Source organism: Prevotella multiformis DSM 16608, assembly GCF_000191065.1.
GTDB classification, from domain to species: domain Bacteria; phylum Bacteroidota; class Bacteroidia; order Bacteroidales; family Bacteroidaceae; genus Prevotella; species Prevotella multiformis.
Window position 1 is genome coordinate 1,144,649 of record NZ_GL872282.1, and the last position, 14,290, is coordinate 1,158,938.

Annotated in this window: 10 protein-coding genes; 7 read left to right on the forward strand and 3 right to left on the reverse strand. The window is 53.7% G+C overall.

What is annotated here, in order from left to right; genetic code table 11:
- Window positions 1–127 precede the first annotated feature (127 nt).
- From HMPREF9141_RS04600 to HMPREF9141_RS04610, 3 genes are all read right to left on the reverse strand, one after another.
- Window positions 128–622, reverse strand: coding sequence for a gliding motility lipoprotein GldH (locus tag HMPREF9141_RS04600; protein ID WP_040554263.1), 495 nt, complete (start codon window positions 620–622; stop codon window positions 128–130).
- Between the two features lie 35 nt (window positions 623–657).
- Complete coding sequence (locus HMPREF9141_RS04605) at window positions 658–1,959, reverse strand: PSP1 domain-containing protein (RefSeq protein WP_007367351.1); 1,302 nt, start codon at window positions 1,957–1,959, stop codon at window positions 658–660.
- Between the two features lie 132 nt (window positions 1,960–2,091).
- On the reverse strand, window positions 2,092–3,231 hold the full coding sequence (locus HMPREF9141_RS04610) for a DNA polymerase III subunit (protein ID WP_007367352.1): 1,140 nt from the start codon (window positions 3,229–3,231) through the stop codon (window positions 2,092–2,094).
- Between the two features lie 133 nt (window positions 3,232–3,364).
- Between HMPREF9141_RS04610 and HMPREF9141_RS13330 the strand changes: the two genes are divergently transcribed.
- From HMPREF9141_RS13330 to HMPREF9141_RS04640, 7 genes are all read left to right on the forward strand, one after another.
- Window positions 3,365–3,586, forward strand: a complete 222-nt coding sequence (locus tag HMPREF9141_RS13330; RefSeq protein ID WP_007367353.1) for a hypothetical protein — start codon at window positions 3,365–3,367, stop codon at window positions 3,584–3,586.
- 232 nt (window positions 3,587–3,818) lie between these two features.
- The gene (locus HMPREF9141_RS04615) at window positions 3,819–5,438 is read left to right on the forward strand and encodes a BACON domain-containing protein (RefSeq protein ID WP_007367355.1); all 1,620 of its coding nucleotides are present in this window, start codon (window positions 3,819–3,821) and stop codon (window positions 5,436–5,438) included.
- Window positions 5,439–5,474: 36 nt separating this feature from the next.
- Complete coding sequence (locus HMPREF9141_RS04620) at window positions 5,475–7,079, forward strand: BACON domain-containing protein (protein WP_007367356.1); 1,605 nt, start codon at window positions 5,475–5,477, stop codon at window positions 7,077–7,079.
- Window positions 7,080–7,096: 17 nt separating this feature from the next.
- A complete protein-coding gene (locus tag HMPREF9141_RS04625; RefSeq protein WP_007367357.1) occupies window positions 7,097–9,859 on the forward strand; it encodes a S8 family serine peptidase in 2,763 nt (920 codons plus the stop codon).
- 12 nt (window positions 9,860–9,871) lie between these two features.
- Window positions 9,872–10,825 carry a PorV/PorQ family protein gene (locus HMPREF9141_RS04630; RefSeq protein ID WP_007367358.1) on the forward strand — a complete coding sequence of 318 codons (954 nt, stop codon included), beginning with the start codon at window positions 9,872–9,874 and terminating at the stop codon, window positions 10,823–10,825.
- A 38-nt stretch (window positions 10,826–10,863) separates the two neighbouring features.
- Window positions 10,864–12,420 (forward strand): hypothetical protein, encoded by a 1,557-nt coding sequence (locus HMPREF9141_RS04635; protein ID WP_007367359.1) that lies wholly within the window; start codon window positions 10,864–10,866, stop codon window positions 12,418–12,420.
- 907 nt (window positions 12,421–13,327) lie between these two features.
- A complete protein-coding gene (locus tag HMPREF9141_RS04640) occupies window positions 13,328–14,290 on the forward strand; it encodes a type I phosphomannose isomerase catalytic subunit (RefSeq protein ID WP_007367360.1) in 963 nt (320 codons plus the stop codon).

Consider the following 14,290-nt stretch of genomic DNA (forward strand, 5'->3'; position numbering starts at 1 on the left):
CGATGATAGGCGGTGATAGTAGGCGATGATAAGGAATGATAGGCGATGATAGGGGGAGAAGAGGGTCAGTAGAAAATAAGTGGTGATAAGCGATGATAATAGGGTGTTAGAAGATGATGGGAGCGGATTATTGCTGTGTCAGCCTGATACCGATGTCACTGATTCCGGGGACGGCATCCTGGCTCATGATATGGTGTATGGTAATGTGCAGAGAGTCGTTGCGGTTCAGGTGGAAAGATGTGACGGGGCGGCGTATCTCGGTGGTGCTGATACCGTTCTGTCCTTCCAGCATCCCTTTTTCATTGATGATTTCACAATTGATGGTATCATGGAAGATCACCTCCTGCTTCTTGCGATGCCTGTAACTGGTTACCTTGCGTTCCATGAGCAGGCTTATGCTGCGGTAGGGATAGGTCTGCGCAGCACGTATGCAGAGATCCAGCTGATAGGTTCCTTCCCACTGTCGCGGGATATTGAATGTGAGTGTGTCGCTGCGTGTCCAGCCCTGGAGCGAAACGCTCTCGTAGTGATCGTAGGTACGAGAATCGCTGCACGAGGCAGCACCTGCGACAGCCGCCGTAAGTGCTGCCAAATATAATAAGGTGGAAACCTTAAGTCTCATTCCTGTGTTCTTTCCGTTTGCCGAGTTTGTCTGTTTTAGTTTTTCCGATCGGAAGCCGCCATCGTGGATCCGTTCTGCTGCTGTTCCGGATGCCGTCCGCTGTAAGGTCTCCGGTTGCCGTTCGGCATCCTGCGGTTGTCATTCTGGGGACGTTTTCTGTCGTTCTGTGTCTGGTAGGTGTTCTGTCCATCACGTGAATTGCGCCGGTTGGTCTGCTGTCCGTTGCCGCCCCGCTGCGGGTTGTTTTTCCTGCGTTTCTTTGCCTTGTCGAACCGGCTGAGGTCAGCGCCAGCCAGCAGGTCAACAGGTTTTTTGACAGGTCTGGCCTTTCCGTCTTCGAGGAGTGAGAGCGGTTTTTCGCCACGCCGGTTCATCTCTATGATTTCTCTGGCCCGCTCGGCACTGATGGTCTCGAGGTTGGCCCCGAGGTTTTTGTCGGTAGAGTAAGTACACTGTCCGCTGAGGATATCGGTCTTGAAGAGATGGTATTCACCGTCCATTGTCTCCAGAAGCACTTCCTTGCTCGGCAGCTTGCGGGCAGCCTCCATGTAGTCGTCCACCTCATAGTTCAGACAGCATTTCAGCTTGGCACACATACCCGCCAGCTTGGTGGGATTGAGGGAAAGATCCTGGATTCTCGCTGCCGTGGTAGAGACACTGGAGAAGTTCTTCATCCACGTAGCGCAGCAAAGTTCACGTCCACAAGGCCCCGTGCCTCCGATGCGTCCGGCTTCCTGCCGTGCCCCGATCTGTTTCATCTCGATGCGCACATGGAAGGCTGCTGCGAGGTCTTTGATGAGCTGGCGGAAGTCCACCCGCTCGTCGGCGATGTAATAGAAGATGGCTTTGTTGCCGTCGCCCTGATACTCCACGTCGCCGATCTTCATCTTCAGTCCCAGTCCTTTGGCAATCTGCCGGCTTTCGATCATCGTTTTGTGCTCACGTGCCTTGGCTTCATGAAACTTCTGCATATCCACCTCCTTTGCAAGGCGGTAGACACGCTTGATGTCGTCGGGCGACTTCACGCAGGAGGTTTTCTTTATCTGTAGCTTGACGAGCCGTCCCGTCAGTGTGACGACCCCGATGTCGTGTCCGGGATTGGCCTCCACGGCCACGATGTCCCCTTTCTTGAGGTCGAGGTTGTTGGCGTTGTGGTAGTAGCCCTTCCGGGTATTCTTGAACTGCACCTCGACGAGGTCAGTGGTCTGGTTGTTGCCCGGGATGTCGGCCAGCCAGTCGAAGGTGTTCAGCTGGCGGTTCTGTCTGCCGCATCCCTTGTGGCATAAACCACGGTCGCAACCGTGCCAGACCTTGAATTTCATATCTTTGTAATCCATTGTTTTGTATTTTAAGAAGCCCCCGGATTCCTCGGAGAGAGGAGATGTGGCGGGCGGTGATAAGCAATAATAAGCGGTGATGGGGAGGGGGGACGTTGATAAGCGATGATGGCTGCCGGCTGCCGATTTCATTTACTTCTTCAGCAGCAGGACAATGAGCTTCAGTGCCATGTCGTAGAGGACGATCTTGGCATTTGCATTCTGTCCTATGTCCCGGCCGGCCCGCTGGAACAGTTCGTTGATTTCGATGACGTTCGCTTCATTGATGAACCGGGCGAAGTTCTTTGCAAAGTTCTCCTCCTCCAGTGTCATGTAGTTGAGTTCCGGATTGCGGAAGTTGAACATGAAGTTCTCTCGTACCTGCTGCTGGAAATAGACAAGCATACGTCGTTCCTTTTCGCGTCCGTAGCCTGCCGTCACCTCGCTCCATCGCTTGAGGTCCTTCACGTTGCGGAGGTAGCAGAGGCGCATGAGCATCTGGAACATATTGAGGAACTCGCGGCTTTCATTGCCGGTGTCCAGCGACTCCAGGGCTTTCAGCCAGCTTCCGTGTGCGATGCGTGCAATGCGGTGTGCCGCATCGGCATCGATTCCTCTCCGTGCGATGAGTGCCTGTTCCACCGCTTCGTCGTCGATGCGTTTCACATCGATGCGCTGTGTACGGCTGACGATGGTCTCGAGCAGCTTCTCCGGTTCTTCGCTTACCATGAGGAAGACGGTGCCCTGCGGGGGCTCTTCGAGGAGTTTCAGCAGCTTGTTGGCCGAGGTGAGGTTCATCCGTTCAGGTCGCCAGATAATGGCGACCTTGTATCCTCCCTGACTTGATTTCAGTGCCAGTACACGTGCCAGTTCATCGCTCTCGGCTCCCGTGATGATGGCCTGCTGCGTGGTCGCTCCCATCTGCTTCATCCACTGGTTCATGGTGAAGTAGGCTCCCTGCATGATGAGAGCATGCCATTCCTTGGCAAAATCGCTGCTCACGGGCTGGTGTTCGCTGCTCATGCCGGGCAGTTTTATGGTGGGGTAGGAGAAGTGAAGGTCGGGATGTTCCCACTGCCGGAGCATGGCTCTGGCGTTGGAGACAGAGGTCGGAACGGTGTCTCCGGCTTCGTCACCGGCAAGCAGATAGCAGCCAAACGCCATGGCAAGCGCCATCTTGCCTGTCCCCTCTGGACCGCAGAAGAGCAGTGCGTGCGGCAGTCGGTCTTCCTTCACCATCTGCACGAGCCTGCTGCTGACCGCATCCTGTCCTATGACATCCGAAAAGTCCATCTTCCCTCTTGTTTTATGTTATTATGTTATTGTCCTGTGATGCAGGCGGCATATTCCCGTCCATCCTGCCGTTCAGCAGCCTCTTTATGTCTGTTGTGCCGACGGCATCGGGCTACAAAGGTAGCAAATAAAAGTGAGAAAATGGAAAGTAAGACTGAAAGAAACAATTTACGAGGAAGGATATTCTCAACAGCCGGGAATCCTGTTCCCGACGGCTGGGAATCCTGTTCCCGACGGCTGGGAACAGAAATCCCTGACGGTTGGGGGTGTCAGTCTATCGTTTGTCTTGACTTTTGCCTGTACCGTGCTTTCATGTGATTTCACGCATAAACTGCTGGAAATTACTCATAAATGAGTATTGCCGTATCAGCAGGAAGGGAGTACCTTTGCACAGGAATTTACATATCCTCAATAACCGATGAAGAATTATCACCTGTCCGGGCCGCTTCGCAAAGGGCTTTGCTCCTCCGTGTCGGGATGCCGGAGTGATGTCGTCGTGCCATTATCCATGTCCCTGCCGGGAACTATCAATATAATTTCAGAACAACATCCAAAATAATTTTTATCTGACAAAAACCTTGAAGAGTATGAATTTAAGAAAGACTTTTTACTCCCTTTTCCTTGGCGGAATCCTTCTTTGCCTGTTCTCCTGTGCAAAGGAAGACGAGTTTGAGCTGCCGACACTGGTTCTCTCGGAGAACAATGTTGCGTTTGACAAGGGAGTCGGTGAAAGGAACATCAGCGTGACAACGAACCAGAGCAGCTGGGTAGCTTCGTCTCCCCAGGAGGGCGACTGGATTTCGCTGGTGCAGGACGGCAATCTCCTGAAAGTGAAGGTGGGAGAAAACAAGATGGGGGCGGAGCGTACCGGGTACGTGCTCGTGAATGCCAACGGAGCCACGGGAAAAATAGAGGTGAAGCAGAGTGCGGCCGACGTGACGCTCGACGTTGTCCCGACCGCCATCTATCTGCCCCAGACAGGCGGCGAAAAGACAATCGACGTAACGACCAATTCGTCGGTTTATGAGGTTACGCCGAGTGAAGAGGTCGACTGGCTCAAGATCGTCAAGTCTGACGAAGAGATAAAGCTGGTTGCCGGGCGCAATGATACTTATCAGAAACGTGAGGTGAAGCTGTATGCCAAGAGCGGCAGCGTCACTCGTGAGATCGTCGTGTCGCAGTCGGGCATCCAGCGTTATATCCTTCCCATCAATCCCGGTGCGCCGCAGGATGTACACAGAATCATGGAATACGAGCTGGGACGCGGCAGCTATCTGCGCGAGTACCAGACGGCGATGCCGGCCTACGGTCTGGAGGAAATGTACACGTTCATCACTCCTTCACCGATTTTCACACTGATACAGTATTGCAGCTCTGACGGCGTTACGCCCTCGCAGATCATCACTGTCGGCGACGGCACCAAGGCCATAGCGGCCGTCAAGGACAAGGCTTTCGGGCGGTTCCTTTCCGACAACGGTTATGTGCGCAGCAACTCCGAGTCGGACAGGGAATATATGAACGAGAAGGAGCTGCTCTCGTTGAAGATCTACATCTCGGAAAAGGAGAACAACGAAGGCGTCAACCTTACCTTCACGCCGGTGATGAAGCAGACGGGAGAATACAAGACCTTCGACAGGATTCCTTATTATCCGCTTGAGCTTCTGCAGGCCGACAACGTGAAGGTTGCCCAGGTGGAACAGTATGAGAAGAATGCCGGCAGCAAGGAAGAAGAGCGCACGATGAACGAGAACAAGGACACGGAAGTGTCACAGCTTCAGTACACGTTGAAGAAGAACGAAAGTCCGTCGGCTCCCTATGCCCGCATCCACATCTTCTATACGACGGATAAGGACGGCAATGTCCCCGCAAAACTGGGGAGCGTACAGATCGGTGCGCTGCTCTTCAAGGACACGAGCCTCGGTGTATGGAAATATGGGAACAAATGGATTGCCACGAATGAAATCAAGAAGAAACTCGGTGAGGAAGGCTTCTCTTACCTCCGTTCTTCCGGCAACAATCACTTCTTCGCCCGCGAACGTGACCATCTTGTCATCGCTGTCACCTGCGTAGCCGACAACAACGTGCCGACACTCGCTCTGCTCTACAGCTACGACCCGTCAGTGTCCGGTGCAGGCAGCAAGGCCGTGAAGGCGCAGGCAAGGATGGTCCGGAACTTCATGGAGGCAAAGCAGACGTTGAAGTTTTAGCCAGGTGGTTATACCTTATTTAAATGTTATCCTGATATGCGTATAATGAATTTACATAAGCTGCTGCGGTTCGCCTTCCTGTGTCTGGTACTGGCGATGGTGGCGGGCTGTTCTGAAAAGGACAGCTTTGAGCAACCGCAGTTGAATGTCTCAGAGAAAGACATCACCTTTTCCAACCAGATGGGAGAGAAGACCATTACCGTAAACACGAACTGCAAAGAATGGATTGCCACGACACCCAAGCCGTGGATTCATCTCACACAGAGCGGGAACGAGATTGCCGTAAGGGTGGATGCCAATACGACCGGCGTGGAACGGAGCAGTTACATCCTCGTTGACGGCGGTCTGGCAGTGGAGAAAATCATGGTAAGGCAGAGTGCCGCAGACTTTTCACTGGATATTGCCAACGGCGAGGTTGTCCTGCCGCAGGCAGGCGGTACGACGACCGTCGACGTGAACATGGAAAGCAGTCTGTACGAGCTGCACCAGAGCGAACAGCCCGAATGGCTGCAGGTCATCAAGAAGAAGCGTGGCCTGAAATTCATTTCCAAGCCCAACTATGGTACGGTGGAAAGGACAACGAAGCTGACTGTATCAGTCGGTGGGAAAACACATGACATTGCTGTCAGGCAGCCGGGTGTGGCAACCTTCATCCTGGCCTGCAACCCGGGCAATCCTTTCAGCCTGCACAGGATGATGGACTTTGAAATCCGCCGGGGAAGTATTCTCTCGGAGTACGGAGCACCGGATGCAGAGAACGGAATCTATGAGGAGAGCTATTTCTTCAAGACCCCCTCTCCCTTGTTCAAGGATGTTGTCTACGTTCACGACACAAAGCATTTCGTTCCCACCCGCATTTATACGCGTTCGCTGGTAAAGGAAGGCGTCGATGCGGTGAAGTCGCAGGCTTTCCAGGACTTCCTGAAAGGCAGCGGCTACGTGAGGGACGAGAAAGACCCGAACCATTACATCAATGTGCGGGAGCACTTCACCATGGACGTCGACATTATGGAGAGCAACAACAGTGTCGTGCTGTTCTTCTATCAGATGCATGAGCAGGACCGTGATTATGAGACGTTCCGGCACCTTGAGCTTGGCCCGCTCGAGCTTCTGGACAAGGCTGACAAGAAGGTCGGTGCAGTAGAGGAGTACGAAGCAGGCAAGAAGAGCGAAGAGGTGAAGCGGCAGGTCTCCAAGAGCAGTGAGGTTGAGGCAATCGTCTACAAGACGACCGATCCGACGCTGGTAGCCCGCACCTACTACTTCTATACCCGTGGCGGTGACAGTCCTGCCCCGCAGGGCAAGGAAGGGAGCGTCGAGCAGTACAGCATGAGCTTCAGCCGGCCGAATCTGGGCATCTGGCAGTATGGCAACGAATGGTTCGTGACCCGTGAGTTTGACAGGCTGCTCACTTCAAACGGTTTCGAGTTCGTCAGTTACAACGGCCGGCATCATGTCTATGCCCGCCGCTCCGATTATCTGACGCTGGCTATCTCCGGCGGTAAGTTCTCCGATGTGAACGACGGACAGCCGGTCATGCAGGTCAGCGTGCTTTACAAGAAGAATGTCTTTGAAGGAAGCAAGCAGCAGCGGATGGCAAAGATAGAGCGTATGCTCAAGGAGCACAAAGTAAGGAAGTAATATAGAAAAGAACAGTAATGAAGAAAACCATTATATTTTTATGTGCGTGTGCGGTCTCGGGTATGATGCTCATGTCGTGTCAGGACAGTATCGACATGGAAGCAGCCGGCAGCGGTACACGCTCCGTTAACATCGACAAGGACCTCTTTGCAGTAAAGGGATGTGTCCACGTGAAGCTGTCGAAGGCCGCCAGTGCCGCCTTGCCTGCTACCCGCAGCGGGGAGGTAGAGATGCAGAGCGTGCCCTCGGCAATGTCTTCCGCCATGCAATACGCCGGTGCCTACAGGATGGAAAGGGTCTTCAAGCCCGCAGGAGTCTATGAGGCACGGACCGTGGCAGCGGGACTTGACCGCTGGTACACTGTCTATTTCGACGACAGCAAGGATGTTGCTGCTGTCGTACAGCAGTTCAGCAAGGCGAAGGGAGTGGAATACGCCGAACGTGTCCTGCCTATTGCACGGCCGGAAATCACCGCAAAGCCTTATACGGCAGCTGGCGCGGATGCCTCCATGCAGCAGGCGGCGGCAGGCGGATTTGACGACCCGCTTCTGGCAAAGCAGTGGCATTATTACAATGACGGGTCGGTCAGCGTCCGTGCGAAGAAGGGGGCTGACTGCAACGTCAGGCCGGTATGGGAGAAATACACGACCGGCAGGAAGAATGTCATTGTAGCCATTGTCGACGGCGGTATTGACGTTACCCATGAGGACCTTGTAGACAATCTCTACATCAACGAGAAGGAAAAGAACGGACAGCCTGGTGTCGACGATGACGGCAACGGTTTCATAGACGATGTCTACGGTTACAACTTTGTTGAAGCAAAGGATGTTGTCGGAGGAACGATAGAGCCTGATGACGAAGGGCACGGCACACACGTCGCCGGCACGGTCGGCGCACGTAACAACAACGGAAAGGGTGTTGCCGGCATAGCCGGCGGTGATGGGACAGCCGGAAGCGGCGTACGGCTGATGAGCTGTCAGATTTTCCGGAGGAAGAACGAGCAGGGCGATGCGGCGGCTGCCATCAAGTATGCGGCTGACAACGGAGCCGTCATCTGTCAGAACTCATGGGGATATGCGTCCACAGCGGGTGTCACGGCAATGCCGCAGCTGCTCAAGGAAGCCATCGACTACTTCATCAAGATGGCGGGCTGTGATGCCAGCGGACAGCAGCGGGCGGACTCTCCGATGAAGGGGGGCGTAGTCGTATTCGCTGCCGGCAACGAGAACAAGGAGTTCTCGGCTTATCCGGCCTGCTATCCCCCGGCCGTCTCGGTCTCTGCCATGGCCTGGGATTTCACGAAGGCAAGTTACAGCAATTATGCCAAATGGGTCACGATCATGGCGCCGGGCGGCGACCAGGATCGTTACGGTACGGAAGCTGGTGTGCTGAGTACTGTCCCTAAGCGCAAGGCTTCTTCCGGTTACGCCTACTTCCAGGGAACATCCATGGCCTGCCCGCACGTTTCCGGTATTGCCGCACTTATCGCCTCCTACTTCGGAAAACAGGGCTTCACCAACGAGGAATTGAAGTCGCGGCTGACGACTGCATACAGACCTTACAACATCGACGAACAGAACCCGGCATACAAAGGGAAGTTGGGTCGGGGATATATCGACGCCGAGGCTGCCTTTGAGACCGATACGGGGATTGCACCTGAGAAAGTCGGAACGTTGTCGCTGACCCCTGACTTCGTGGATGTCACCGCTGAATGGAGCATTGCGAAGGACGAGGACAAGACGGCAGCCTTCTACCGGCTGTACATCAGCCCCGGCGAGCTGACGGCTGAAAGTCTCAAGGACATGAGCTACAAGGAGGTGAACGGTGTAGGACACCGTCTGGGTGAAACGTTGAAATACACTTTCAGCGACCTTCAGGACAACAAGACGTACAGCATTGCCGTAGTGGCTGTCGACCGTTGGGGCAATCTCTCGGCACCGGTCATACGGCAATGTACGACGAAGCTCAACCATGCTCCGGAGACAAGCGGATTCCCGGAAGGAATCGTCGAAGTGGGCGAAGACGAGCGGAAGTCCTTCAGTTTCAATGTTTCCGACCCTGACGGACATGGCTGGGACATAAAGACTGCGGGCGAGACCCAGGGCGTTTCCTACACCTTGAACCGGTCTACGGTGACCGTACACCTCGTCCCTGTACTTGCGGCAGGCAGTTATACCTGTACGTTCATCCTCACAGACGACTTGGGAGCAAAGGCAGAGAAGAGCTTTACGTTCAGGATCGTCAAGTATATCCCGCCGCAGTTGGAAAAGCCGTTCGACAACTGTATCATCGGCCTGGATGAAGGCATCGTGACAATTCCCCTGACGGGACATTACGCATACAGCGGTAAGAACCGCCTTACGTACAAAGCCGATGTCTCTAACGGCAGCATCGCCTCTGCCGCCGTCAGCAATGACAATCTTCAGCTGCGGCCGCTGGCAAAGGGTGTCACACGTGTCAATGTGTCTGCGACAGATGGCCGCCAGACCTCCTCTGACGCTTCTTTCCAGATCCGTGTCGTTGAACGGAAGTCCGCACCTGTCTATGCGGTCTATCCCATTCCGGTCAGGAAAGACATCCATGCACTGCTCAACCCCGAGGTGAAGCAGGCGGAACTTGTCGTCAGCACGACCGTAGGCGAACGGCTGATGAAAGCTGACGTGACTCCTGACAGGAATCATGTGGCAACACTGGATCTCTCCAGACTGAATCCGGGAACCTACAGACTTACGGTGCATACGGGCAAGGGAAATCACACCCAGATGTTCATCAAACGATAATTACAGACGAGTATGAATTCAAAACATATCATTCTAACAGCCTGTACAGCACTCCTCTGTGCTGTGCAGGCCCATGCACAGGGACAGAACCTCCCGATATTGACTGCCAGCACCGATGCACGGACTGCTGCTATGGGCAATGTGTCGGCAGCGGCCGAAGGGATGTATCTGTACAACAGTCCTGCTGCTTTCTTTGCAGCAGACAGGAAGTTCACGGCAGACGCTTCCGCCTCATTATACGAAAAGGCAGAGGGGACTGACGGAACATTCGGACTCTATACAGCCGCCGTAGGCTGGCAATTCGCCAGGCATCATGCAGCGTTTGCCGGCTTCCGGTATGCCGGCGGTCTGAAGTTCAAGGGGTACGATATGCTCGGTGAACCGACCAAGGATTACAAGCCCTACGACTGGACCATCGACATGGGTTATGCCTGTATGATCGGCAAGGGATTCGCTGCCTATGCAACGGGAAGCGTCCTCTTCAGCCACCTGTCGAAGAACGCCGCCGGAGGTGCATTCACCGTGGGCGCATCCTATCAGAACAGCAGCGTGACCGTCGCCCGTAAGTCTGCACGTCTCATGGTAGATGCCAAGGTGGGGGCAATCGGTCCCCGGCTCGACTATGGAAACGGCAGCAAGACATCAATGCCTACGTATGCTGCCGTTGGAGGGGCGTTGTCGGTGGATGTGGCGGACAGGCATCAGGTGGCGGCTGCCCTGTCTTCCCGCTACTTCTTCCAGCCGTCAGATTACACGGCCCTCATGGCTGGCGGCGGACTTGAATATACTTATGACAAGATGGTATCAGTGCGTGCCGGATATGAATACGGCTCTCACGACCTCAGCCATGTTACGATGGGTGCCGGCTTCAGGTATCACGGACTGCGCCTGAACGGAGCCTATCTGCTGAAAACGGCTGATGCCGGTAGCAGTTATTGCACCTTCGGCATCGGATATGACTTCTGACATAGACTAATAATTTATCTCATCTAAAATATCAGATTATGAAGAAAACTTTATTCTCTATTTGTGCATTCCTTCTGGCGCTCACCGCTTCCGCACAGCGGATGGATACGCCGGCGGGGACGCTGATTGATAACATGTACCGCACCAGCGATTCGTGGAAACAGAAGAGCTGGACAGGCACGGCACCAGGCAGGTACGAGGGGCTGGTCTCCAAGATCGTGGTGGGCGATGATGGCTGCCTCTATGTCTACAATCCGCTTTCAGGCCTTGACAGCAAGTCGTGGCTGAAGCTGGACAAGGTAAGCGACGGCCAGTACAAAGCCGTTCTGCCGCAGGACATCCACAAGGACGACAACGGTGACGACGATGACGATGATTCTGGTTCGGAGCGTATCTTGCAGCTTAATCGTCTGCAGCTCAAAGGCAATGACAAGTACGAGGTTGTTGCAAACGGCAGGAATTACATGATGTTCACCTGGGACGGCAAGACGCTCACGATGCAGGGCGTAGGCTCCAAGAGCGAAATCTTGGGAATGACTTACAAGAATGTATGGGAAGATCGCTACGGCGACTGGGCTGTCACGATTCAGACTCTCGAAGACAAGCTCGTCACCCCTCCGGCATCGGCCAGGAAGGAGCAGTACACGCTTACCTCCAGGGAAGTGACTTCTCCTCGCATCGTGGAGGCGGCTGTCGACGGCAACGACCTTTACCTGAAAGGAATCTTCAAGAGTGCGAAACTTGCCGGCGTATGGGTGAAGCTCACCAAGGACGGCGACAAGTACGTGATGCAGACGAACCAGTATCTGGGTACGACGAAGAAGACCGATTTCAAGAGCTATTCCTATGATAAGGCGGAGTATCACACCTATGCCGCCGCTTTCAATGATGCCGCAAATGTTGCTGACCATATCGGATTCAGTGTGGATGCGACAAGCGGCGTGCTGACGGCTGACAACATACTCGGTGTGGTGCAGGGCAGAAGCAGTGCGAAGAATCTGCTCGACAGCGACCTTGAGAGCTACGAGAACCTTGTGCTGACTCCTTACCAGCACAAGGCCGCCAAGCCGGAGACCCCGAAGCTGCACTACTGTTCGGCAGCGGAAAGCTACGACTACACCACGACCACCACGACCCTGGCTTTCTATGTGAAGAATGTAGATGTCGAAGGGAAGTACCTCGACCCGGCCAAGATGTACTATAACGTCTACGTCAATGACAGCAAGGAGCCGTTCAAGTTTCTGAAGGCAAAGTACACGGATCTGGAGAAGGACATGACCGATATTCCTTTCAGCTATAAGGACAAGCGGAACTACGACATCAAGGTGGTAGACAATCAGCGTATTATCCACTTCTACGATGCGTCCGTCAAGAAACTGTCTGTCGTGATGGTCTACGAGGAAGACGGCAAGAAGTATTCCAGTGATCCGATGACGACTCCGGTCGTCACTGCCGGCATCGAGGATGCCGCCGTCAACAAGAATGCCACCGAGAAGTATTATACGGTTGACGGCCGGCAGCTCCAGCACTTGCAGAGAGGCTTGAACATCGTGAAGTCTTCTGACGGAACAACCCGGAAGGTGCTTGTGGAGTAGTCTCCTCTGCACAGACAGGGAGTGTGCATCAGGCGTGCATGCGCATGACAGATACAGAAGGTCCTGTTGAGGCATAATTCGTCTCGACGGGACCTTTTTGTGTCAGTACAGCCTTTTCCTGGTTCTTCCGTTAAATGCGTAGATGGAAATAGAATAAAGGCTTATGCCTTTGCAAGGTATGACTGTCCGAAATCAGATGGTCTTACAAATGGGGTTAAACTACAGGATAAAATGCAGGAAAGACAGATAGATACGATGCCCGTCCATCGGCCTGTCTTTCCGTCTTCCACCGACAACTTTTTCCCCATATCATCGGTGTTTGTAAATATTTTTACGCAGTTCAAAGCTGACACATGCTCTTCTGGCTTCTAAAAGATGCCTGATTGACCTGCAACCGGTGCTCTATTAGCGTGTTACTAACGCCCTTTTGAAGTCCAATCAAGCACCTTTTAAGAACGACTTGACAACCAGTTGATTGACTGCTGGTTACAAGCCTGCTTTTTGCACGTGTTCTTTATATTTGCAGATGATCTGTTTGAAATTATGTAATGACTTTTCAAAATCTTATCTGTATTTCCAACGAATTAAAACGAAAAGGTCTTTGTCTCGGAGGACGATGATAGAACAGGCGGTTGACAGTCTTGGCTATGTTTGTGGTTAATGAATCATCTTGGTTCTCCCGTCAAAGCTATACGAAAAGCATCCACGCATTTAACGGAAGAATCCTTTTTTGATGGATGCAATACAGTGGACAAACCTCAAACCTCAAATCTCAAATCTCAAACCTCAATCCTCAAACCTCAAAGTTTTGCCATGTCCGGAATAAGATGTAACTTTGCAATGCCGAAGAATCCATCTGACGGATTCTTTGCAGATCTGTTTATAATAACCAAATGTAACAATAAAAATGGAAATGTTTAAGTTCAATCCTCTGTTGAAGTCTACCCTCTGGGGCGGTGAGAAGATAGTCCCCTTCAAGCATCTTGCTTCAGACCAGAAACAGGTGGGCGAAAGCTGGGAGGTCTCCGGCGTGAAGGATAACGAGAGTATCGTGGCAGGCGGCAGGTACAAGGGCTGGACGCTGAACGCACTTGTCGACACGCTGAAGGAGCGGCTGGTAGGCAAGGAGAACTATGCGCGTTTCGGCAACGAGTTCCCGTTGCTTGTGAAGTTCATCGATGCCCGGCAGCAGCTCTCCATCCAGGTGCATCCCACCGATGCGCAGGCACAGGCGAAGGGACTGGGACGCGGCAAGACGGAAATGTGGTATGTCATGGAGAGCGACGCCGACGCTTCCCTCCGAAGCGGACTGAAACGGCAGATCACGCCGGAGCAGTACAAGTCGATGGTGGAAGACGACACCATCACCGATGCACTGGCGGAGTATCCTGTCAAGGAAGGCGATGTGTTCTTCCTCCCGGCAGGGCGCATCCATTCTATCGGCGCCGGCTGTTTCCTGGCGGAGATACAGGAGACGAGCGACGTCACCTACCGTATCTACGATTTCAAACGCAAGGACAAGGAGGGCAACTACCGGCAGCTGCACACCCGGGAGGCGGCCGAGTGCATCGACTACACCGTCTATCCTGACTACCGCACGCGGTATGAGGCACGGAAGGACGAACCGGTAGAACTGGTGCGCTGTCCGTATTTCACGACTTCCGTCTATGACCTCACAGAACCGATGACGCTTGATTACAGCGACCTGGACTCATTCGTCATCCTCGTAGGGCTGAAAGGCGAGGGCGGACTCACCGATGCCGACGGCAATACCGTTGCTTTCCGTGCCGGCGAGAGCGTGCTTCTGCCTGCTACGGCAACCACCGTGAAGGTCTCCGGGACGGTCAAGTTCCTGGAGTCGTATGTGTGA

What these genes read in the sequence shown, in the direction of transcription:
- HMPREF9141_RS04600 (WP_040554263.1), bottom strand. Translation starts at nt 622, where the DNA reads ATGAGACTTAAGGTTTCCACCTTATTATATTTGGCAGCACTTACGGCG.
- HMPREF9141_RS04605 (WP_007367351.1), bottom strand. Translation starts at nt 1,959, where the DNA reads ATGGATTACAAAGATATGAAATTCAAGGTCTGGCACGGTTGCGACCGT.
- HMPREF9141_RS04610 (WP_007367352.1), bottom strand. Translation starts at nt 3,231, where the DNA reads ATGGACTTTTCGGATGTCATAGGACAGGATGCGGTCAGCAGCAGGCTC.
- HMPREF9141_RS04615 (WP_007367355.1), top strand. Translation starts at nt 3,819, where the DNA reads ATGAATTTAAGAAAGACTTTTTACTCCCTTTTCCTTGGCGGAATCCTT.
- HMPREF9141_RS04620 (WP_007367356.1), top strand. Translation starts at nt 5,475, where the DNA reads ATGCGTATAATGAATTTACATAAGCTGCTGCGGTTCGCCTTCCTGTGT.
- HMPREF9141_RS04625 (WP_007367357.1), top strand. Translation starts at nt 7,097, where the DNA reads ATGAAGAAAACCATTATATTTTTATGTGCGTGTGCGGTCTCGGGTATG.
- HMPREF9141_RS04630 (WP_007367358.1), top strand. Translation starts at nt 9,872, where the DNA reads ATGAATTCAAAACATATCATTCTAACAGCCTGTACAGCACTCCTCTGT.
- HMPREF9141_RS04635 (WP_007367359.1), top strand. Translation starts at nt 10,864, where the DNA reads ATGAAGAAAACTTTATTCTCTATTTGTGCATTCCTTCTGGCGCTCACC.
- HMPREF9141_RS04640 (WP_007367360.1), top strand. Translation starts at nt 13,328, where the DNA reads ATGGAAATGTTTAAGTTCAATCCTCTGTTGAAGTCTACCCTCTGGGGC.